The 16,939-nt window shown below is 66.9% G+C and carries 27 protein-coding genes; 7 read left to right on the top strand and 20 right to left on the bottom strand.

Annotated elements, in window-relative coordinates; genetic code table 11:
• Nucleotides 1–62: 62 nt before the first annotated feature.
• The 3 genes from PARJ55_RS0118840 to PARJ55_RS0118835 form a co-directional block, all read right to left on the bottom strand.
• Nucleotides 63–569, bottom strand: coding sequence for a DUF2285 domain-containing protein (locus PARJ55_RS0118840; protein WP_240532219.1), 507 nt, complete (start codon nucleotides 567–569; stop codon nucleotides 63–65).
• Nucleotides 535–837, bottom strand: coding sequence for a transcriptional regulator domain-containing protein (locus PARJ55_RS24750; RefSeq protein ID WP_074991028.1), 303 nt, complete (start codon nucleotides 835–837; stop codon nucleotides 535–537). The genes PARJ55_RS0118840 and PARJ55_RS24750 overlap by 35 nt, the downstream gene beginning before the upstream one ends.
• Before the next feature lie 130 nt (nucleotides 838–967).
• Nucleotides 968–1,147 carry a DUF2285 domain-containing protein gene (locus PARJ55_RS0118835; RefSeq protein ID WP_240540383.1) on the bottom strand — a complete coding sequence of 60 codons (180 nt, stop codon included), beginning with the start codon at nucleotides 1,145–1,147 and terminating at the stop codon, nucleotides 968–970.
• Nucleotides 1,148–1,465: 318 nt separating this feature from the next.
• Here PARJ55_RS0118835 and PARJ55_RS0118830 point away from each other — a divergent pair, with 318 nt between their 5' ends.
• On the top strand, nucleotides 1,466–1,723 hold the full coding sequence (locus tag PARJ55_RS0118830) for a helix-turn-helix domain-containing protein (RefSeq protein WP_017998424.1): 258 nt from the start codon (nucleotides 1,466–1,468) through the stop codon (nucleotides 1,721–1,723).
• Nucleotides 1,724–1,833: 110 nt separating this feature from the next.
• Here PARJ55_RS0118830 and PARJ55_RS0118825 read toward each other — a convergent pair whose 3' ends face one another.
• From PARJ55_RS0118825 to PARJ55_RS0118810, 4 genes are all read right to left on the bottom strand, one after another.
• Nucleotides 1,834–2,100 carry a hypothetical protein gene (locus PARJ55_RS0118825; protein ID WP_028714421.1) on the bottom strand — a complete coding sequence of 89 codons (267 nt, stop codon included), beginning with the start codon at nucleotides 2,098–2,100 and terminating at the stop codon, nucleotides 1,834–1,836.
• A 79-nt stretch (nucleotides 2,101–2,179) separates the two neighbouring features.
• Nucleotides 2,180–2,392, bottom strand: coding sequence for a hypothetical protein (locus PARJ55_RS0118820; protein ID WP_017998426.1), 213 nt, complete (start codon nucleotides 2,390–2,392; stop codon nucleotides 2,180–2,182).
• 99 nt (nucleotides 2,393–2,491) lie between these two features.
• Nucleotides 2,492–2,695, bottom strand: a complete 204-nt coding sequence (locus PARJ55_RS0118815; RefSeq protein WP_017998427.1) for a hypothetical protein — start codon at nucleotides 2,693–2,695, stop codon at nucleotides 2,492–2,494.
• Between the two features lie 550 nt (nucleotides 2,696–3,245).
• A complete protein-coding gene (locus tag PARJ55_RS0118810; protein WP_028714420.1) occupies nucleotides 3,246–3,656 on the bottom strand; it encodes a single-stranded DNA-binding protein in 411 nt (136 codons plus the stop codon).
• A gap of 559 nt (nucleotides 3,657–4,215) precedes the next feature.
• Here PARJ55_RS0118810 and PARJ55_RS23100 point away from each other — a divergent pair.
• Nucleotides 4,216–4,446 carry a hypothetical protein gene (locus PARJ55_RS23100; RefSeq protein ID WP_051416360.1) on the top strand — a complete coding sequence of 77 codons (231 nt, stop codon included), beginning with the start codon at nucleotides 4,216–4,218 and terminating at the stop codon, nucleotides 4,444–4,446.
• Between the two features lie 121 nt (nucleotides 4,447–4,567).
• Entirely contained in the window at nucleotides 4,568–4,993 is a 426-nt protein-coding gene (locus PARJ55_RS0118800) for a VOC family protein (RefSeq protein WP_028714418.1), read from the top strand.
• Nucleotides 4,994–5,296: 303 nt separating this feature from the next.
• Here PARJ55_RS0118800 and PARJ55_RS0118795 read toward each other — a convergent pair whose 3' ends face one another.
• From PARJ55_RS0118795 to aac(3), 9 genes are all read right to left on the bottom strand, one after another.
• Nucleotides 5,297–5,599: a hypothetical protein gene (locus tag PARJ55_RS0118795; protein WP_028714417.1), complete on the bottom strand. Its 303-nt coding sequence runs from the start codon at nucleotides 5,597–5,599 to the stop codon at nucleotides 5,297–5,299.
• 70 nt (nucleotides 5,600–5,669) lie between these two features.
• Nucleotides 5,670–6,347 carry a DNA methyltransferase gene (locus PARJ55_RS0118790; RefSeq protein WP_028714416.1) on the bottom strand — a complete coding sequence of 226 codons (678 nt, stop codon included), beginning with the start codon at nucleotides 6,345–6,347 and terminating at the stop codon, nucleotides 5,670–5,672.
• 439 nt (nucleotides 6,348–6,786) lie between these two features.
• On the bottom strand, nucleotides 6,787–7,203 hold the full coding sequence (locus tag PARJ55_RS0118785; protein ID WP_028714415.1) for a hypothetical protein: 417 nt from the start codon (nucleotides 7,201–7,203) through the stop codon (nucleotides 6,787–6,789).
• Between the two features lie 209 nt (nucleotides 7,204–7,412).
• Nucleotides 7,413–7,796, bottom strand: a complete 384-nt coding sequence (locus PARJ55_RS0118780; protein ID WP_028714414.1) for a DUF2200 domain-containing protein — start codon at nucleotides 7,794–7,796, stop codon at nucleotides 7,413–7,415.
• Nucleotides 7,793–8,161 carry a hypothetical protein gene (locus PARJ55_RS0118775; protein ID WP_028714413.1) on the bottom strand — a complete coding sequence of 123 codons (369 nt, stop codon included), beginning with the start codon at nucleotides 8,159–8,161 and terminating at the stop codon, nucleotides 7,793–7,795. The genes PARJ55_RS0118780 and PARJ55_RS0118775 overlap by 4 nt, the downstream gene beginning before the upstream one ends.
• Before the next feature lie 75 nt (nucleotides 8,162–8,236).
• Nucleotides 8,237–8,854, bottom strand: coding sequence for a plasmid pRiA4b ORF-3 family protein (locus PARJ55_RS0118770; protein WP_028714412.1), 618 nt, complete (start codon nucleotides 8,852–8,854; stop codon nucleotides 8,237–8,239).
• 15 nt (nucleotides 8,855–8,869) lie between these two features.
• Nucleotides 8,870–9,187 (bottom strand): H-NS family nucleoid-associated regulatory protein, encoded by a 318-nt coding sequence (locus tag PARJ55_RS0118765; protein ID WP_028714411.1) that lies wholly within the window; start codon nucleotides 9,185–9,187, stop codon nucleotides 8,870–8,872.
• Between the two features lie 95 nt (nucleotides 9,188–9,282).
• A complete protein-coding gene (locus tag PARJ55_RS0118760) occupies nucleotides 9,283–9,717 on the bottom strand; it encodes a bifunctional 2-polyprenyl-6-hydroxyphenol methylase/3-demethylubiquinol 3-O-methyltransferase UbiG (RefSeq protein WP_028714410.1) in 435 nt (144 codons plus the stop codon).
• Nucleotides 9,718–9,722: 5 nt separating this feature from the next.
• Nucleotides 9,723–10,562 (bottom strand): aminoglycoside 3-N-acetyltransferase, encoded by an 840-nt coding sequence (aac(3), locus tag PARJ55_RS0118755; RefSeq protein ID WP_028714409.1) that lies wholly within the window; start codon nucleotides 10,560–10,562, stop codon nucleotides 9,723–9,725.
• Between the two features lie 87 nt (nucleotides 10,563–10,649).
• On the opposite strand from aac(3), the gene PARJ55_RS0118750 reads away from it, so the two are divergent.
• Nucleotides 10,650–11,822 carry an IS5 family transposase gene (locus PARJ55_RS0118750; protein WP_028714408.1) on the top strand — a complete coding sequence of 391 codons (1,173 nt, stop codon included), beginning with the start codon at nucleotides 10,650–10,652 and terminating at the stop codon, nucleotides 11,820–11,822.
• A gap of 101 nt (nucleotides 11,823–11,923) precedes the next feature.
• Here the strand turns inward: PARJ55_RS0118750 and PARJ55_RS0118745 are convergent, their stop codons facing one another.
• The 3 genes from PARJ55_RS0118745 to PARJ55_RS0118735 form a co-directional block, all read right to left on the bottom strand.
• The gene (locus tag PARJ55_RS0118745; RefSeq protein ID WP_028714407.1) at nucleotides 11,924–12,331 is read right to left on the bottom strand and encodes a cupin domain-containing protein; all 408 of its coding nucleotides are present in this window, start codon (nucleotides 12,329–12,331) and stop codon (nucleotides 11,924–11,926) included.
• A 105-nt stretch (nucleotides 12,332–12,436) separates the two neighbouring features.
• Nucleotides 12,437–12,703, bottom strand: coding sequence for a glutaminyl-peptide cyclotransferase (locus PARJ55_RS24670; RefSeq protein WP_232215748.1), 267 nt, complete (start codon nucleotides 12,701–12,703; stop codon nucleotides 12,437–12,439).
• 377 nt (nucleotides 12,704–13,080) lie between these two features.
• Complete coding sequence (locus PARJ55_RS0118735; RefSeq protein WP_028714406.1) at nucleotides 13,081–14,307, bottom strand: hypothetical protein; 1,227 nt, start codon at nucleotides 14,305–14,307, stop codon at nucleotides 13,081–13,083.
• Nucleotides 14,308–14,366: 59 nt separating this feature from the next.
• Here PARJ55_RS0118735 and PARJ55_RS0118730 point away from each other — a divergent pair, with 59 nt between their 5' ends.
• The 3 genes from PARJ55_RS0118730 to PARJ55_RS0118720 all read left to right on the top strand — a co-directional run bounded on the left by PARJ55_RS0118730 (nucleotide 14,367) and on the right by PARJ55_RS0118720 (nucleotide 16,390).
• On the top strand, nucleotides 14,367–14,600 hold the full coding sequence (locus PARJ55_RS0118730; RefSeq protein WP_028714405.1) for a hypothetical protein: 234 nt from the start codon (nucleotides 14,367–14,369) through the stop codon (nucleotides 14,598–14,600).
• 2 nt (nucleotides 14,601–14,602) lie between these two features.
• The gene (locus PARJ55_RS0118725) at nucleotides 14,603–15,289 is read left to right on the top strand and encodes a DUF899 family protein (protein WP_028714404.1); all 687 of its coding nucleotides are present in this window, start codon (nucleotides 14,603–14,605) and stop codon (nucleotides 15,287–15,289) included.
• Nucleotides 15,290–15,601: 312 nt separating this feature from the next.
• Complete coding sequence (locus PARJ55_RS0118720) at nucleotides 15,602–16,390, top strand: phytanoyl-CoA dioxygenase family protein (protein ID WP_028714403.1); 789 nt, start codon at nucleotides 15,602–15,604, stop codon at nucleotides 16,388–16,390.
• A 97-nt stretch (nucleotides 16,391–16,487) separates the two neighbouring features.
• Here PARJ55_RS0118720 and PARJ55_RS22565 read toward each other — a convergent pair.
• A partial coding sequence (locus PARJ55_RS22565; RefSeq protein WP_036714511.1) for a PDZ domain-containing protein occupies nucleotides 16,488–16,939 on the bottom strand: 452 nt, incomplete at its 5' end.

Genomic DNA, 16,939 nt, shown 5'->3' with positions numbered 1-16,939 from the left:
GGGGCAGACCTTGCGACGTTGCGCGAAGGATTGGAAGGCCACCATCCCGACAGCCCCGACAGCTACTTCCGCCGGCGCCGCCGCAGCAAGCGGCGATAGCCGCCGCCGATCATCGCGCGGGCGTCCCTGACGAAGCCCATGACGGCATCGCGCAGGGCTGACGTCTTCCAGGCCTCTGCGTGGACCCGGTCAGTGCCGTAGATCGCGCAGGCGATGTCGCGATAGCTCGCCCCGCTCATGCGCCCGTCGATCGCCTGCAGCATTTGACGTGCCCGTTGGCGCTGGCGTTCGGTCAAGCGCCGGTCCGGCGGCACGCTCCGCCGCATGAGAAAGCAGAGGAGGCGCGTGGCGGCCTCGATCCGGTCGAGCCCATCGGCATCGAGCGGGATGACGATTGCCAGCGGCCCGTATTCCTCGACACCCGCCAGCCGCAGCAGGTGCAGGCTTCGGCCATCACCGATGTCGCAGCGGAACCAGGTTCCGTCGGCATTCACCCGGGTATCAGCCGCTCTCAAAAGGTCGACCAGGTTGCCCTCAGCAGGCAGAACAGAGGGTAGCGCATCCAGCACGAGGCTGCCGGTCTCGCGGGACGGCAGCCAGTAGACCGGCGTATCCACGCAGGAAAGCCCCGGCCGGACCGGGAAACGTAAGCCCCCAGCGATTCCGGAACCGAAGGATGCCCGGCGCATCCATTGCCTCTTGCCGCGCGACGGCGCGATAGTCCTGCTGATAGTCCTCGTTGCGCCGCAGCCATTCCCAGGCGAGATCGGGCGCTGCAACTTCGTCGATGAAATCGTAGCTCGGCGAGGATCGCCACTTCGACAGGTCGGGTTTCATGTCCATACCCCCAGGTTGAAGCCATTTCTCGCGCGTTCAACCAAGGGTCGGGCTCATTTGTCTGCGCTAAAACCCCTTTCCGGGCAAGGGAGGGTGCGGCAGAGGCAAATCGGCGGATTTCTACTTGCGATCAGCGGCCGTCGCGCAACAGCAGCTTGTAGCCGTCTTTTTTCATCCAGCGCGCACGGGCGAGATGGCTGTCGTAGATCCTGCGCGCCCGTTCCGGCTCGCGCTCTGGATCGAGACCGAAGAGGATCTGGACGGCTTCGCGCCAGTCCGCTCCGTCGTCAGCGGAATCGTGCAGCCGCATATAGAGCTTCTGGTGCCGGCGGTCGTAATCGGTCAGTTCCGGGCCGGTCGGCACATCCTCCAGATAGTCTTTTTCCGTCACATCCCTCTCCCGTCCGGGCGGTGATCGCGATGTTTTCTCGCAGCAGCACTATTCCATGCCGGGCCACGTTCCACAACAAACCGTGTTCCACGCGACGGATCCTGCTCCGCATCGTTAATCAGGCACAGTCACCGGGCGCAACTCCGAATGCCTGCACATCGGAGCAAACACCTCGGCATCCGATTTGTAGAGAATACTCCGTGGTTGAATGCTCATCAAGTCACCGATCTGTTGGTGATGAAGATTCGGGAGATATTCGCGCACAATCTGCGGGCGGCGCGGCAAGCCAGAGGCTTGTCGCAGGAAGAGCTCGCGCATCGGGCGGATATCGATCGAACCTATATCAGCTCACTGGAGCGCCGCGTTTACGGCGCCAGCATCGATGTCGTGGATCGCCTGGCCTCGGTCCTGGAAATGGAAGCATCCGACCTGCTTAAGCGGCCTGCGGAAGGCAAACGGCTGCCATCTGCGGAGCCGCCAAAGCCAGACAAGTAGCCCGGAGCGACGCCGCTGCGTTTCCAGCGGGCACCTGCCTGCCGCACAAGCCGGACGCATGAGCCCGCAAGTCAATTTGCCTCGGCGGGATCTCTGGTCCCGGTGGAGGGTCAAGCGGGGCAAAACTCTCCGCTCGCGATCTGGATGGTCCAGCATTCGCCTTCATCGTCGGCCATCATCTGGATCTCGGTACGATCGGCGCTCAGGATCGCGTGCAACCCGCCTTTGGTGAAAATCTCCGGCTCGTCGGCCTCGGCGTCCCATCCGAGGCCCCATGCTTCCTGCACCGTTACCTTGCGGAATCGGCCCTCGGCAAAGGCGGTGGCGAGGGTCGCGGCATTGGCGAGGCGGCGGGCGGTCAGTTCGGCTGTGGTCATGTCCGTTTCTCCCGGTGGGGTGGTTTCCTGCTGCCGCAAGCCCCGCGACGGCGGGGCCAGATTGTCGGCGCCGGCGGCATCAGGCGCTTTCGATCTCGCTCGGGGTATCGAGGAGGAGGTCGGCGGCTTCGGTCATCGCCTGCAGGAGGATGATCTGGGCCAGTTCCTCGTCGGAGGTCTGCATCCATCCTCGGGTGATCCGCTCCAGTTCCTCGAGCCGGTGCGGGTCGCGGCGGATCAGGGCGTTGGCGGCTTCGGCCATCAGTTCGGTCACGGTGGTCGGGTGGTTCATGGTCGCTCTCCGATCTGTGCCCCGGTCCGATCCGGGCGCTTCTGCTGCCCCGACCCCTCGGGCGTTTCCGCCTGGGGCTGTGCGCTTCCGTCGGTGGGGTCAGATCAAGCCTGCCTTCTGAAGCCAGTTGGCGGTGTCAGGGGCGTCGGTTGCGCGGACAATGACCGTCAGGGTCATGCTGTCGCGGCTGGCGCGGGCCTTGACCCCGGTATCGGCGTCCATGCCCATCTCGATGTCCTCGAGATGGATGCGGCTCGCCAGGGGGTTGCCGGGGATGTTGATCTCGAATGTCGCGGTATGCATCGGGCTTGTCTCCGGTTTCCGGGACCGATCCATCCGGCCCCTTCCACCACCCCGGCCCCGCATTGCGGGGAGCATGGCACCGGTGGCTGGCGACCATGTTGGTGCCTTACGAATAGTTTAGCAAAAACAAGGCGCTAACGCAAGCCGATTGTGGCGTTTTCTCCATTATTTTCAGTCAGTTATCGGCATTTCAACTTTCTTCCGCAGCCGCCGAAACGCCCACGGGTGTCCACCCCGTTCGCCGGTGGACACCCGTTCCCTTCCGCTCCGAAGCTAAATACGCCCTTCGCGACCACGCGCCGACGATCACGCAAAGCTCATCGGTAGCGCTGTGAAGCAGCCTCGCTCCCCAGCCCCTTTTTTCCAAAGCCCCTGTTTCTTCTTCAGCGGAGAAGGATGGGGTCGGGGGAAGGCAGCAGGCTCCGCCGGAGGCTTCCCGGCCGGTCGATCCGGTCGGGAAGCCTTCTCTTGCCGGCGTGGCAAAGGCGCGATCCGCCGCAAACATGGAAAAACCCGGCGGCTGGAACCGCCGGGCTCTTGGGCCTCCCGTTCAGGAGGGAATGTCGTCTTCGTCGATGAACCGGCCCTCGTCCTCGCCGTCGGTCTCGGCCTGCGGCGCCCGGCTCAGGAAATCCACCGTCTCGGCGACGATTTCGCAGCCGTAGCGGTCCTGGCCTTCCGCATCCTGCCATTTCGTGTAGTGGATGCGGCTGCGCACCAGAACCTTCGTGCCGGATTCGCAATATTGCCGGATGGTCCGGCCCAGGCCGTTGAAGGCGACGATGCGGTGCCATTCCGCGTCCTCGACCCGATAGCCCTTCTCGTCGCGCACGACCCGGCCTTCCGAATAGCGCGGGCGCGAGGTGACCAGCTTGAAGCGGGTAACGTCGGTGCCGGTGCGGGTGGTGCGGGTCTCGGGGGCCTGGCGGATGGTGCCGGCGAGGATGACGATGTTCTGCATTGTAGGTCTCCGTTGCCTCACAGGAGGGACCATTCCCTCCGACGAGACCCGGCCAAGTCCGTTGGGAGGCACCTGCAACTGCCGCCCCCTTCGGGCGGCAGCTTGCCCGCAAGGCTTCGGAGTGGTGCGGGCAGCCGCGCCCTGCGCGGCAACACGGTCCGGAGCCTTGGGGGTTGCCGGTGAAAACCGCACGGAGTTAGGGGTTCGGACAGGCGGAGGGATTGGTGCGTCCGGGGGCATGACGGGGACATATCGCAGAACGGCGGCGTTCTCGCCGGTGCCGTCCTGTCGGCAAAGCCCCCGGAATCCGCACCTCCCGCGGCGGTGCCGCTTCGCTTCGGTTTGCTGGTCAGCCTCGCGCCCGCGCTATTCGGAAGGCCGGGTCGTTCGGGACGGGAAGGATCGGGCTGTCGGGTCGGGGGCGCGAGATGGCATGACTGCCACCTCATCGGTGCTGGGTTGGACCGTCCGGCGATACTGCGGGGCTGGCAGGAAGCGGGTCGCATCGCGGCGGGCATTCACGGCACGCAATGGCAGGATGCGGAGGGCAAGGATCGATATGGCAGCGGGGTCGGCGGCGATGCAGGATTTCCGCAGCCGGGTGTTGCCGGCCGAAAACAACGACGCGGGCCGGTTCATCAGCGATGACATTCCCCTTTGCGCTGGAGGTCGAGGGCTTGGTGGTGTCAACCGTTTGGTGTTTCCACGGGCGCAGCAGATCGCGGACGCAAGGCGGGACACCGGCACCGTTGACCGCCTGCGGCACCCGGCCTATCATTTGCCGGTCTGAAACAGGTTAGGCTCGGGAAGGTTGGCCCGCCCCCCGCGCCCTGCGGGTCCTTCCGTTGCTGGCGACGGCCCAAGACTATCAAGGCCCTGCGCGGTGCAGGCGCCGATAGAAAGGGCGTGACATGAAACCCAGGATTTCCGTTCTGACACTCGGCGTCGCCGATCTCGAACGATCGCTTTCCTTCTACCGCGACGGGCTTGGGCTGCCCACGAAAGGCATCGTCGGCCAGGAATTCGAGCATGGCGCGGTGGCGTTCTTCGATCTTTCCGGCGGGCTGAAACTTGCGCTCTGGGCACAGGCCGACATCTCCCACGATACCGGATTGCCGATGCGGCCGGTCAGTCCGACCGCCTTCACCATCGGCCACAATGTCATGCGGCGGGAAGAGGTCGATCAAATCATGGACGCTGCCGAACAGGCAGGGGCAGAGATCGTTAAACCTCCGCAGGACACGTTCTACGGCGGCTATGCCGGCTATTTCCGCGACCCCGACGGACATCTGTGGGAAATCGTCTGGAACCCGGACCTGCTTCCGACAGGCGATTGAGTAACCCCCGGAAGCCGCTGACCCCTCACTGGGGCCAGTGGCTCCCGGGACTCCTCGCAGCATCGCCTCTCCCCGCCCCCGGCGTGATCCGGCCGGGCTCCGATAGGGGTGGTCTCCGCCCGTCCGGATCACGCCGCGCCATTCGCGCCGTTCGCATCAGCCATTGGCGCGTCTGCCGATATCTTCGCCTTGTCTTGCGAGCCGGGCCATGCCCGGCGAGCGCGATTTTTTTGGGGGCGTGCGGCAGGGATCGGACGCGCGACGGCCGCCGATCCGATGGACCGGCGGCCGTGATGCTTTGGGCTAGTGTCGAATCCATGGCCGCAGCGGGCGCCAAGATTCACCCGTCCCTGCCGGGCGCCAGGTCAGACGGCGGCAGCGGAACGTGGCCCAGGCGTAAAGCAGCGGCTCCATGCCGTGCCACCAGTCGGCGGCGATGTCGCCGCAACGGCCTTCGAACAGCAGCTTGCCGCGCGCGGTATAAAGCCGGAACTCCACCGGCAGGGCATCGCCTTCTTCGGGTTTGCCTCGTGCGGGAACGCCGTCGGCATCCTCGCCCAGTCCGATGCAACCGCCGTGATGGTCCTTCGTCACAATCCAGCGCATATCAAAATCCTTTCCGTGAAGCTGTGGGGTGTGGCGCCCGCCCCGATGACGGGCACCTTGGGTCGCCAGCCTATGCCGCCGCCTTCCGGTCCCGCTCTTGCAAGGCCGCCATCCGCCGGTTGGTGGTTTGGTAATGCGCCACGTCCAGCTCGATCCCGATCCAGTCGCGGCCCAGCAGATGCGCCGCCGCCAGCGTGGAACCGCTGCCGCTGAACGGGTCCAGAACCAGATCGCCCGGCTGGGTGAACGCGCCGATCAGCTTGCGCAGCGCCGCCACCGGTTTTTGGGTCGGATGCAGCCTGTTGCCGGTATAGGGGAAGTCCAGCACATCGGGCACCGGATGGGCCGGCAGAACCGGATCGCCCTTCGCCAGCAGATAAGCCTGCTCGTGCTCGTAGCGCAGGAACCGCGCGGATGAAGCATAACGCTTGCGAAACACCAGATGCCCGACGATGCGGAAGCCCGCCGCCTTCCAGGCCTCGACAAACAAATCCACCTTGTTCCAGCCGTAGAAGCTGACGCAGAAACCGCCGTCCTTCAGGACCCGGTGCATCTGGGCGAAGGCCGGGCGCAGCCAGCGGGCGTTGTCGTCATTGGCGACGGTGCGGCCCTGCCGGTCGCGGAACCGGGTCACATAGGGCGGATCGGTCAGGATGAAATCCACCGTTCCGCTGTCAAAAGCCTGCATCGCCTCGATGCAATCGGCGTTGATGACGAGGTTACGGGGGGTGCTGGTCTTGCCGGTCATGTCTCTGTCCTTTCGGGTTCGAGGCGGAGGGCCCTTGCCCTGATCCGCCGATGGGCCGCGCCTCGCCGGTCTGACTTCGGGAAACGCATGTTTCCCCGGAGGCAGAGCGGAGAGGGCGCAGCCCGACCCGCGGCCGCATGGCTGGCGGTCATGGGTCGGGGCGCAGGGGTGGGGCGGCCCGCAGCCGCAGGCGAGGACACGGCCCTGCGCCCCGACGACGCCCCAAGGCGGCGCCTGCCCTTTGACGGCCAGACAGGCGGATGCGTGGCGGACAAATCCAGGAAACGGAAAGATCTTCGGGCCGGGAGTGAGCCGGGCAAGACCCGGTCGAGGCCCCGGCACGGCTTCCGCGCAAACGCGATCCGCGCCCGCGCGGATCACCTTGGTTCAAAGCGACAAGGCGTGGGTGCGGCAGGCGGGGAAGGTTATCAGCCCAGGCTCAGATCTGCGACGCCAGTTCTCCGAACCCGTTCAGGTTCATCAGCGCGGCGATGCCGGTGATCAGCCCGGCGGTACCGCAGAGCAGTTTCAGCGCGATGGCGGTTTCGATGGCATCATGGGCGATGCCGTGGACGACGGCATATCCGGCGATCATCGCCGGGATCACGAAGACGGCCCGCGCCAGCAGGCAGAGGATCGGGTTCTTCGCCTTGAACAGCACCAGAAGCACCAGTCCCACCGAAAGCAATGCGGCGGCGGCCGCAGCAAGGGCGGACAACAGGAAACCGGTCTCTGTCGCGTGGATGAAGCTGAACGTCTCGACAAAAACCATCACCGGCAGCGCGTAGATGGCGAGATACCAGGCGATGACGCAGGCGACCGCAGTGAGCATGATGGCAAGCAGGATCAGCGTCATGGAAGCCTCCAAACAAAAGGTCCAGGGATCGATCACGTCAGGCTGCCAGAAGATGATACGCTCCGCCTGCGACCAAGGTTCACTACGCCGTTGCTGCGAAAAACAGCATTCCCAAGACCCGTTGGCGGGTCAAGCGAACAGGCGGAAGGCTAAGGAGATAATGCGGATAGATGCCAAGAGCCCCGGGCGGCCGGCGACAACTTGCCAGATCAGACGGGCACAGCCGCGCCACGGGCGGCTGACCCTTTCCGCAGGATCTTCTCCATCGGCTTTCCCTTCGCCAGTTCGTCGACCATCTTGTCCAGATAGCGGATCTCCCGCATGAGCGGATCCTCGATCTCCTCCACCCGGACGCCGCAGACCACGCCCTTGATCCGGGAGCGCGCCGGGTTCATGCGCGGAGCCTCGGCAAAGAAGGCCTCGAAATCCGTCCGGCCTTCCAGCCGGGCTGCCAGGTCCTCCGGGGTGTAGCCGGTCAGCCAGCAGATGATCTCGTCGACCTCGGCCCTGGTCCGGCCCTTCTTCTCCGCCTTGGCCACATAATGCGGATAGACGCTGGCGAAGCTGGTGGTGAAGATCCGGTGCCTGGTCATCCCGCCTCCTGACCGAACCGTCCCTGCGCATCGGGCCATGTCCAGATGCTGTCGTCGGCGAGGATCGCATCCACGACCGCTTCCGCCCTTGGCCGGGCGCTCGGGTTGTCGCCCATTCCCATGTGTTGGGTTTCGATCTCGACCAGAAACGCAACGACCTCATCGGGGGACGTTCCCCGGCGCAGTTGCGAGGCCGCCGAGATCAGATAGCCGTCATATTCGTCCGCAAAGGACAGGTTGGCTTCGTCGTCCCATCTGCCCGGCCGGCCTTCCGGGTCCAGCCATCCGATGGGATCCCAGAGCGACCAGCCGATATCGCGCAGCTTCGACAACTTGATCCGGGGGTGCGGTGCGATCTCGGTCATGGGGGCGTCGTGGCAAGAGTCGGGCGGATGGTCAGCTTCGCGCAGGCCGGGGAAGGGTCGCAACGGGAGACGTTGCTAATCCTTCGGCGCCTTCGGCCTCGGCTGATGCAACCGCCGCCGCGCGTTCGCACGAAAGGCATTGCGCAGGTCCATGTTGATCAAGTCGAGATCGAACCATTCCGGATCGAAATGCCCGCCCGCCCAGCGCAGCGTGGAGCGATGGTCCTCGTGCATCGGGTCGCGGATGATCCCGAGGAAATCCGCATAGCCCCACGGCCCGCCGACATCCTCGGGCGGTCTCGCCCGTGCGCCTTCCAGACAGACCGCGTGGCGCGGCGCCGGATCGAGCGCCAGCCAATCCTCGATCCAGATCAGGTGCCGCCAGTCGTCTCCGAAATCATAGGCATAGGTGAAACCGACGTCGCGGCCGACGAAATCCTGCAGCCGCACCTCGGTAGAGTCGAAAACGCGGGGACCGCCGAAGCCGTCGTCCAGCAGGGCCGGATCGCCGTAGCGCAACCCGCCGATGCGGAATTCGTGCAAATGGCTGTCGGTCCAGCCGAAGGCCGCCTGCAGGACCAGGTGCAACCTATCCAGCGTCCAGTCGGCTGGAACCACCAGCCGCCGCCAGATCTCCGGCTCGATCTCGGCCAGTGAAACATGCAACCGAACCGCATTCGGAGGCTGGAACACCCCTGCCCTCCCCGATCAGATGGCGAAATCCTCGAGGGATTTCCCGGTGCCCAGAGCCTCGGCAATCCAGCCAGGCTTGCGGCCACGACCGCTCCAGGTGATCTCGGGGTTTTCCGGGTGACGGTATTTCGGCACCACGGTGGCGCGCTTTTGCGCCGGGGTCATTTCCGCCAGTTCGCCCAGCGAGAAACCGTGCTCCTTTGCCACCGCTTCCGCCGCGGCACGGGCCTCGGCCTTGCGGCGATCCTCGAAAGAGGCGATTGCCTTGGCCACGTTTTTTTCCAGCTGCTTCAATTCGGCCAGCGACAAGGCATTCAGGTCGATATCGGTCATAAACGTCCCCTGTTGTTATGGCGCCGGTTTAATCCAATAGCGGTCAAACGGCAATTCCCACGCTCAATCGGGGATCCGCCCAAGCCTCGGACAAATCATCGCCCGATCAGCTTTATCTCCCTGAGCGGGTGCCCCGTGTCGATGAACAGCCGTCCCGTCGGTTTCAATGCGGCCCGCAATCGTTCAAGGGCGCGTTGCTCGATATCCGGGTGGCGCCCGTCCAATGCCCCGACACGCATCGCAAAGGCGATGTCGAAAGGCTGTTCATTGGGCGGCAATTCAAAATCCTCGATCGCCGCTTGCAGGAACCGCAGGCGGCCGGTGGCGATTTCCGCGCTCGACCCGGCCACCGCGCTATCGATCGCCTTGGCCGAGCGGTCGATGGCCAGGATAAAGCCGTTCCCGACACGTCGGGAAACCGCGCGGGCGGCCACGCCTGGCCCGCAGCCGATCTCCAGCACCCGATGCCCCGGTGCCAGCGGCAAGGCGTCGATGAAGGATGCGATCCGGTTCGATATACGTGTGGCCATGATGATCAGTCCTTGTCGGATTGCCTTCGGCCACCAGGCGCCGATCCGAACATCTTCTCCAGCCACTCAACCCCGAAGGCGACGATATCCTGCGCGTCGAACAGATGGCAGCGCGCGGCGGCGACCACGCCCTCGCGGTGACGGCCCATCTCGACATAGGCGCGGGCGATGGTCTCGACCGCATCCGGCCGGCCCTCGACCGCAAAGCAATCGAGGATGCCATTCGAGTCGAAATCCGTCGCCGCCTCCCAGACCGTCCGGCCATCCGGGCCCAGCATCGGCATCTCGTAGCTCACGCGGCGCTTGCCGGGAATGTCGGCGACGGCCTCGGCGTAATGCAGCACGGTCACGGCATCGAGCGGCGCCCCCAGCAGCAGGGTCTTGCCGCCAAGGCGCACGAAGCGTTCCAGCGGCGAGCCCTCGCCCAGGGCCTGGCCCAGCCTATGCGGTTCGACCAGGGCGCCGGCCAGCGGGCCAATCGCCACCATCGAGGCATCCGGGTGGGCGCTGCGCCGGGCACCGGGCAGTTCTGCCAGGAACTGGTTCAGCAGTCCGAAGCCGCGATAGGTCCCGGCGGTCCGGGGATCGAAGGCAGGCCAGTCGCGGCGCAGGGCCTCGTCCATCCGGGCGCCGTTCAGCGTCTCCTCATAGGGCGAGCGGTCCCAGGAGGCATATCCCATCACCGTCCCGTCCGGCCCCACGGCATCCATGAGCGCCTGGGCGACCCCGATCGCTCCACCCTCGACCGGGCCGAGCGCCTTCAGCGAGACGTGGACCATCACCAGATCGCCCGGCCGCAGGCCAAGCCGCCGGAGATCCGCCGTGATCGTGGCCTTGCCGCGCATGACCCTAGCAGGCCGCTGAAAAACTCCGGTCTCGACGCCCATCGGTGAACATGATTCACCGGCACCACGGCATAGGTGGAGGTGGCGATGCGTGGATCGGACGAGGCGACGGGATCGCTGTTCAGCTACGTCGACCTCGAGGAGCGCGTCCCGGCACGGCATCCGCTGCGCAAGATCCGGGCTGTCGTCAACGACGCGCTTCGTTCGCTGGATAGCGACTTCGATCGCCTCTACGCCGGGGAAGGCCACCCCTCGATCGCGCCGGAACGGTTGATCCGAGCCAGCCTGCTGCAGATCCTCTACTCGATCCGGTCCGAGCGGCAGCTCATGGAGCAGATGGATTACAACCTGCTTTTCCGGTGGTTCGTAGGCCTGGGCATCGACGACGCGGTCTGGGTGCCGACCGTGTTCACGAAGAACCGGGACCGGCTGCTGACCACGGACATGTCGCGCAAGGTCATGGCCGCCATCCTGGCGCATGGCGAGGTGGCACCGCTGCTGTCGGACGACCACTTCTCGGTCGATGGCACCCTGGTGAAGGCCTGGGCCTCGATGAAGAGCTTCCAGCCGAGGGAAAAGGCGACGTCTGGCGGGGACGACGATCCGGGCGATCCGCCAGATACCCGCGTGCCGCCCACATCTTCCCCTGACCAGTCCACCGCCGAGCCCGACCAGATGCCCCGCCCCACACGCCGCCACCGTAACGCCGAAGTCGACTTCCGAGGCGAGCGGCGTTCCAACGCGACCCATGCCTCGACGACCGATCCGGAGGCCCGGCTCTTCAAGAAGTCACCCGGCACCGGGGCCATGCTGTGCTTCATGGGACATGGCTTGATGGAGAACCGCTCCGGCCTGATCGTGCAGGCCGACCTGACCCGCGCAGACGGCCACGCCGAACGCCGTGCCGCCATCGATATGCTTCACCGCCATTCGCCCGGATCGACCCGGCGCCTGACACTGGCGGCAGACCGCGGCTACGACAGCGCTGACTTCGTCGCCGAGCTGCGCCAGATGGTCGTCACGCCGCACGTTGCCCGGAAGTCCCGGCACTCTGCCATCGACGGTCGAACCACCCGGCACCCCGGCTACGCCAAGTCACAGCGGCGCCGGAAGAAGATCGAGGAACCTTTCGGCTGGGTCAAAACCGTCGGCGGCATGGCGCAGACCCTGTATCGCGGCATTGAGCGCGTGCGCGCCCGCTTCACCTTGGCGATGGCGGCCTGCAACCTCGCGAGGCTGCCGAAACTGCTCGGAGCCTGAGCCGGAAAGCCGCCACTCGGAATGCTCGCCTCGCACACCAGGCTGCATCGAGCCCTGCTCGAGGGAAACCATTCCACGCAGCTGACTTTTTCAGCGGCCTGCTAGGGATTGTCCCTGAACCAGTCGGCGATGGCGGGCATGTCGCGCTCGAACCCGCCGGGGATGAAGACGTTCAGCAGACCGACACGCTCGACGGTGCGGTTCCGGAAGTCATGGATCACGCCAGCCGGGATGCGCAGGAAGGTCCCTTGCGGCGCGTCCAGCCAGTCCGCCCCGGCCAGAAAGCTGACCGTGCCGGCGATGACGTAGAAGATCTCGTCATTCATTTCATGCGCATGCGCGCCCGGCCCATCGGCGCCGGGCTCCAGCCACCATTCCGAGGCGCTGTAGCGCGCAGCCGTCTCATCCTCGTCGGCCTTGAATACCGCCGTCATCCGGCCGAGTTCATAGCGCCGCCCCTTGCCGGGCGGCAGATGCAGGATGCCCTTGCCGGTGTGATCGTCGCTCATTGCCGCCTCCCGGTGGCTGGTGGAAAGGACCCCGACAGCATAGCCTGCCGAGGCCCCGCTGTCAGGTTCGTCGCTTGGGGTCCGGCACGGCGATGCCCGAGGGCCTTACGTCGCGTCCTGATCCGCCTTGCGGAGAACCACCCTCAGCGTGCCGCTGCTGCCGCCGCCGCAGAAGAACCGGGCGCCGCCGTCGGATTCCAGCCCCGAGACGCCGGTGCCCGGCGGCATCTCCAGCCGCTCCAGCACCGCGCCGGTGGCGGGGTCGATGCGCCGGATGTCGCTTTCCTCGCCCTGCCAGGTGCCGTGCCAGAGCGCGCCGTCGGCCCAGGTGACGCCGGTGACGAAGCGGTCGGAGACGATGCTGCGCAGCACCTTGCCGGTCTCGGGATCGACCTGGTGGATGCGGCGCCCGCGATGCTGGCCGACCCAGAGCGAACCCTCGGCCCAGGCCAGCCCGGAATTGCCGCCCTCGGGCGCGGGAATGGTCGCCAGAACCGCGCCGCTCTCGGGGTCGATCTTGCGGATGACCGGCCCGGCGATCTGGAACAGATGCCTGCCGTCGAAGGCCGTGCCGGCATCGGCGGGAATCTCCAGCGCGCCCAGCAGCGCGCCGCTGTCGGGGTCCAGCGCGTTCAGCCGCTCGCCAACCAGACCTGCTTCCCGTCGAAACTGACGCCATGCACTTCCTCGATTCCCGGAAAGGGGCCGTATTCGCGGATGATTTCAGCCATGCGTTTCATGGCTCCATCCTAGCGCATCGGCAGCGCGGCCGGGAGTAACAAGCTTGTCGGGAAGCCCGGCACGGTTCGCGCGACCCAACGCCGGGCGCGGCCGTGGCCCAGCCATTCGACCCTGCCGGCCCGCTCCAGCGCCTTGAGCCCGCGCTGCACGCTGCGCGGGCTGACATCCAGCGCCAGGGCCAGCGCCGAACTCGACCAGGCCTCGCCATCGGCCAGCAGGGCCAGCAGCCCGGCATGATCACCCTCGACCGGCGGGGCCAGCACGGCGACCCTACGCCCGACGCACGGCTCCAGCACAAAGCCCCGGCCCGTCGCGCTGATCCCGGCCAGCAGGGAGAGGTGTTCGCGCAGCCGCCCGATCTCCACCCGCAATCTTGCCCGATGCGACTCGTCGGCATGGCGGGCGCGAAAGGCACGCGCGAGCAGGGTTTCGCGCGGCGCGTCGCCGGGCCATGCCTCGGCCAGCGCGCGCAGCAGCGCCATCAGCACCGGCCGCCCGGCCAGCGGCACCAGCGTCGCGCCACACCGCAGCAGGTTGCGGCAGGCATCGACCAGCAGCAGGTCCGCGCCGATCAGCGCCTCGACCCCGGCCAGGTCCAGCAGGGTTTCGCGCCCGTTTTCGATCAACCGCACGGCCGGAGCGTCGAAGGTGGCGCGCGCCTGCGCGACCTCGGCGGCCAATGCGGCGATGCCCGTCACCTGCGCGGCGCGGGCGGCCCGGTCCAGCGCGGCCCGCGCATTCCCGGCCCTGATGCGGCGCATGGCGATGCCGGCGGCGACCAGCCAGCGGCCGGGACGCGACGCCGGGGGCAGCGCGGCGGCATCCAGCGCCTCAAGCACGCCCTCGGCCTGATCGAGACGCCCGGTCAGCAGCAGCAACCGGGCCTGCAGGCAGGCGGCATGGGCGGCGTTCGCCCGGTCGCCATGCGCCGCAAGCGCGCCCCGCGCCGTGTCAAGCGCCTGCTCCAGGCCGCCCAGATCGCGCGTCACCAGCGCGATTTCCGCCGCCGCCAGCCGGCAACGGGCGCGGGCCAGGGGATCGGCACCAAACCCCCGTGCGGCGCGGCGCAGCAGGTCCCGCGCCTGGTCCAGATCGCCCAACTGCGCCATGGCGATGCCGCGCAGCGCCAGCGCCGGCGGGTCGTCGCGCAAGGCGACCCGCTTCAGCGCCGTCAGCGCATTCCCCGCCGCCAGCGCCTGCGCCGCCGCCGCAATCCCGTCATCCTTGTTACTCACGCCCGGATGCCGCCCCGTCCTAGAGTCGTTGCTGCAAAGCATCGGACGAGAGGCCAGGAATGACAACGCCCACGGGAAAACCCGACCCGGCAGGCTGGCTGGCACTGGCCGCCGCGCCCAGCTTCGCCGCCATGGCCTGGATCACGGCTGCCTCGCCCGTGCTTTGCCTGTCCGGCCCCGGTCCGCTGCCGCTGGACGGCATGACCATGATGCATCTGCTGATGAGCCTGTTCCACCTGCCGCCCTGGTTGCGGCTGGTGTCGGACCGCCATCCCATCCCGAAAGGAGACTGACCATGACCCAAGCCATCGTTTCCCGCGAGGAATGGCTGGACGCCCGCAAGGCGCTGCTGGCCCGCGAACGCGACATGACCCACCAGCTCGACGCCCTGCGGGCCGAGCGGCGGAGGATGCCCTGGGTCCGCATCGACAAGCCCTATCGCTTCATGGGGCTCGACGGCGAGGTGACGCTGGGCGACCTGTTCGGGACCCGCAGCCAGCTTGCCATCTATCACTTCATGCTGACGCCGGGTTCGGATCATCTCTGCTCGGGCTGTTCCTTCGTCGTCGACCATGTGGATGCCGCCCGGCAGCATTTCGAGCAGGCCGACCTGGCCTTCGCCGCCGTCTCGCGCGCCCCGATCCGGCGGATCGAGGAGGTCCGACGGCGCATGGGCTGGTGCTTTCCCTGGCTGTCGTCGGACGACGGCAATTTCAACTACGATTTCGGCGTCTCGTTCACCGAGGAGGACCGCGCCGCCGGCCGGGCGATCTACAACTACGGGACGGTGATCGAGAGGAGCCCGGACATGTTCGGGGTCAGCATTTTCGTGCGGCAGGACGGCGTCCTCTTCCACAGCTATTCCACCTATCATCGCGGCGTGGAACTGCTGATGGGCGCGTTCAACTGGCTGGACCTCACCCCCAAGGGCCGCAATGAAAACGGCGCCATGAGCTGGCTCAGGCTGCATGACCAATACTGAGCCGGACGCAGAGGATCAGCGCGGGCGATCACTTCCCGGCGCTCTGGACGATATCAGGGCATCTGTCCTGACGATGGGCTGGGGTGCCTGCTGGCCGGGCAATGAATGCCCCTCGATAACCGCGAGCAGGGGAAACAGGTCGCAAGCGGCCAGGGGACACGGCTTGCAGCCCCCGGCTGCCCGCCCTAAATTCCGACCATGATGTTCGTGTCCACATTCTTCCCGCTGATCTGACCGGCCCTGCCGCCGGCGCTTTCGCGCCATCAGATCGACACGGCGCCCGCGATTGGGGCGCCAAGCGGAGAATGCGTGATGACCAATCCCGAACCCACCGGCCTGACCGAGTGTCAGGTCCAGAGCTTCATCGAGGACGGCTTCGTCAGGATCGACGGCGCCTTCCCCACCGACCTCGCCCGGCAATGCCGGGACGAGTTGTGGGCAGCTGCGGGCCTCTCGCCCGACCGGCCCGAGGGCTGGACGCGACCCGTCATCCGGATCGCATCGATGTCCACGCCCGCCTTCGTCCAGGCCGCCAACACCCCGCTGCTGCACCGGGCCTATGACCAGCTTGCCGGGCCGGGGCGCTGGCTTGCACCGCAGGGCCTCGGCAGCTTCCCGATCCGCTTCCCATCGCCCATCGCCCCCGGCGACGATGGCTGGCATGTGGACATGAGCTTCGGCGACAGCCCGGATTTCATGGAGTGGCGGGTCAATGTCAAAAGCAGTGGCCGCGCGTTGCTGATGCTGTTCCTGTTCTCGGATGTCGGGCCCGGCGATGCACCGACCCGGATCAGGCAGGGCTCGCATATGGCCATTGCCCGCGAGTTGCTGCCCCATGGGGCGGCAGGCGCGACGCTACGGCAATTGTCGGCGAACGGCTATGCCTCGACCGAGACCTGCCCCGAGGTGCTGGCGACCGGCGCGGCGGGCACGGTCTATCTGTGCCATCCGTTCCTGGTCCATGCCGCACAGCCGCACCGGGGGACAAGACCCCGCTTCATGGCCCAGCCGCCCTTGCTGCCCAAGGGCGAGTTCGACCCGGCCTTGCCGCCCTCGCCCGTCCAGATCGCCATCCGCAGGGCCTGCGGGCTGGCATTCTGAAACCGGCAGGGTCCGGGGCTGCGTCAGATGAGCGACGCCCAGGCATCGGTGACAACACCCTGCGTCTTCCTGGCCCTCTCCATGCCGCCGCCGTCGTTCACCTTGCGACGATGAAAAGACGGCTGCCGTCGCGGATCAGTTCCAGCGCCGCGACGGCTCGGCGGCCGGCAAGCATGCCACGCAAATCCGCGACCGAGGAAACCGGCGTCCGGTTGACGGCGACGATCATGTCGCCGCGGCGCAGGCCGATCCAGGCCGCAAGGCTGTCCGGCTCGACGCTGTCGACCATGATCCCGGCACCCCCCGCCCGGCGCGCCTCCTCCGCCGAGGCGTTGCGCAGCCGGGCGCCATCCAGCGGCGTGCCGGCGAAATCACCGGAGGAGGTCGCATCGGCGGTGATGGTCAGGGCGACNTCCCGCGCNTCCCCCTCGCGCCTGACCGTNAGGCGGATGGTGCTGCCGACGGGCGTCAGGCCCAGCCGGTTGCGCAGATGCGTGGCGCCCTGCACCGGGGCGCCGTCGACAGCGGTCACCACGTCCCCCGCCTTCA

Source organism: Paracoccus sp. J55, from assembly GCF_000513975.1.
Lineage (GTDB): Bacteria > Pseudomonadota > Alphaproteobacteria > Rhodobacterales > Rhodobacteraceae > Paracoccus.
This window is presented reverse-complemented; position numbering and strand designations above follow the sequence as displayed.

Coding starts and splice junctions, on each gene's coding strand:
- PARJ55_RS24750 (WP_074991028.1), bottom strand. CDS start 837: ATGAAACCCGACCTGTCGAAGTGGCGATCCTCGCCGAGCTACGATTTC.
- PARJ55_RS0118835 (WP_240540383.1), bottom strand. CDS start 1,147: ATGCGGCTGCACGATTCCGCTGACGACGGAGCGGACTGGCGCGAAGCC.
- PARJ55_RS0118830 (WP_017998424.1), top strand. CDS start 1,466: ATGAAGATTCGGGAGATATTCGCGCACAATCTGCGGGCGGCGCGGCAA.
- PARJ55_RS0118825 (WP_028714421.1), bottom strand. CDS start 2,100: ATGACCACAGCCGAACTGACCGCCCGCCGCCTCGCCAATGCCGCGACC.
- PARJ55_RS0118820 (WP_017998426.1), bottom strand. CDS start 2,392: ATGAACCACCCGACCACCGTGACCGAACTGATGGCCGAAGCCGCCAAC.
- PARJ55_RS0118815 (WP_017998427.1), bottom strand. CDS start 2,695: ATGCATACCGCGACATTCGAGATCAACATCCCCGGCAACCCCCTGGCG.
- PARJ55_RS0118810 (WP_028714420.1), bottom strand. CDS start 3,656: ATGCAGAACATCGTCATCCTCGCCGGCACCATCCGCCAGGCCCCCGAG.
- PARJ55_RS23100 (WP_051416360.1), top strand. CDS start 4,216: ATGGCAGCGGGGTCGGCGGCGATGCAGGATTTCCGCAGCCGGGTGTTG.
- PARJ55_RS0118800 (WP_028714418.1), top strand. CDS start 4,568: ATGAAACCCAGGATTTCCGTTCTGACACTCGGCGTCGCCGATCTCGAA.
- PARJ55_RS0118795 (WP_028714417.1), bottom strand. CDS start 5,599: ATGCGCTGGATTGTGACGAAGGACCATCACGGCGGTTGCATCGGACTG.
- PARJ55_RS0118790 (WP_028714416.1), bottom strand. CDS start 6,347: ATGACCGGCAAGACCAGCACCCCCCGTAACCTCGTCATCAACGCCGAT.
- PARJ55_RS0118785 (WP_028714415.1), bottom strand. CDS start 7,203: ATGACGCTGATCCTGCTTGCCATCATGCTCACTGCGGTCGCCTGCGTC.
- PARJ55_RS0118780 (WP_028714414.1), bottom strand. CDS start 7,796: ATGACCAGGCACCGGATCTTCACCACCAGCTTCGCCAGCGTCTATCCG.
- PARJ55_RS0118775 (WP_028714413.1), bottom strand. CDS start 8,161: ATGACCGAGATCGCACCGCACCCCCGGATCAAGTTGTCGAAGCTGCGC.
- PARJ55_RS0118765 (WP_028714411.1), bottom strand. CDS start 9,187: ATGACCGATATCGACCTGAATGCCTTGTCGCTGGCCGAATTGAAGCAG.
- PARJ55_RS0118760 (WP_028714410.1), bottom strand. CDS start 9,717: ATGGCCACACGTATATCGAACCGGATCGCATCCTTCATCGACGCCTTG.
- PARJ55_RS0118750 (WP_028714408.1), top strand. CDS start 10,650: ATGCGTGGATCGGACGAGGCGACGGGATCGCTGTTCAGCTACGTCGAC.
- PARJ55_RS0118745 (WP_028714407.1), bottom strand. CDS start 12,331: ATGAGCGACGATCACACCGGCAAGGGCATCCTGCATCTGCCGCCCGGC.
- PARJ55_RS0118730 (WP_028714405.1), top strand. CDS start 14,367: ATGACAACGCCCACGGGAAAACCCGACCCGGCAGGCTGGCTGGCACTG.
- PARJ55_RS0118725 (WP_028714404.1), top strand. CDS start 14,603: ATGACCCAAGCCATCGTTTCCCGCGAGGAATGGCTGGACGCCCGCAAG.
- PARJ55_RS0118720 (WP_028714403.1), top strand. CDS start 15,602: ATGACCAATCCCGAACCCACCGGCCTGACCGAGTGTCAGGTCCAGAGC.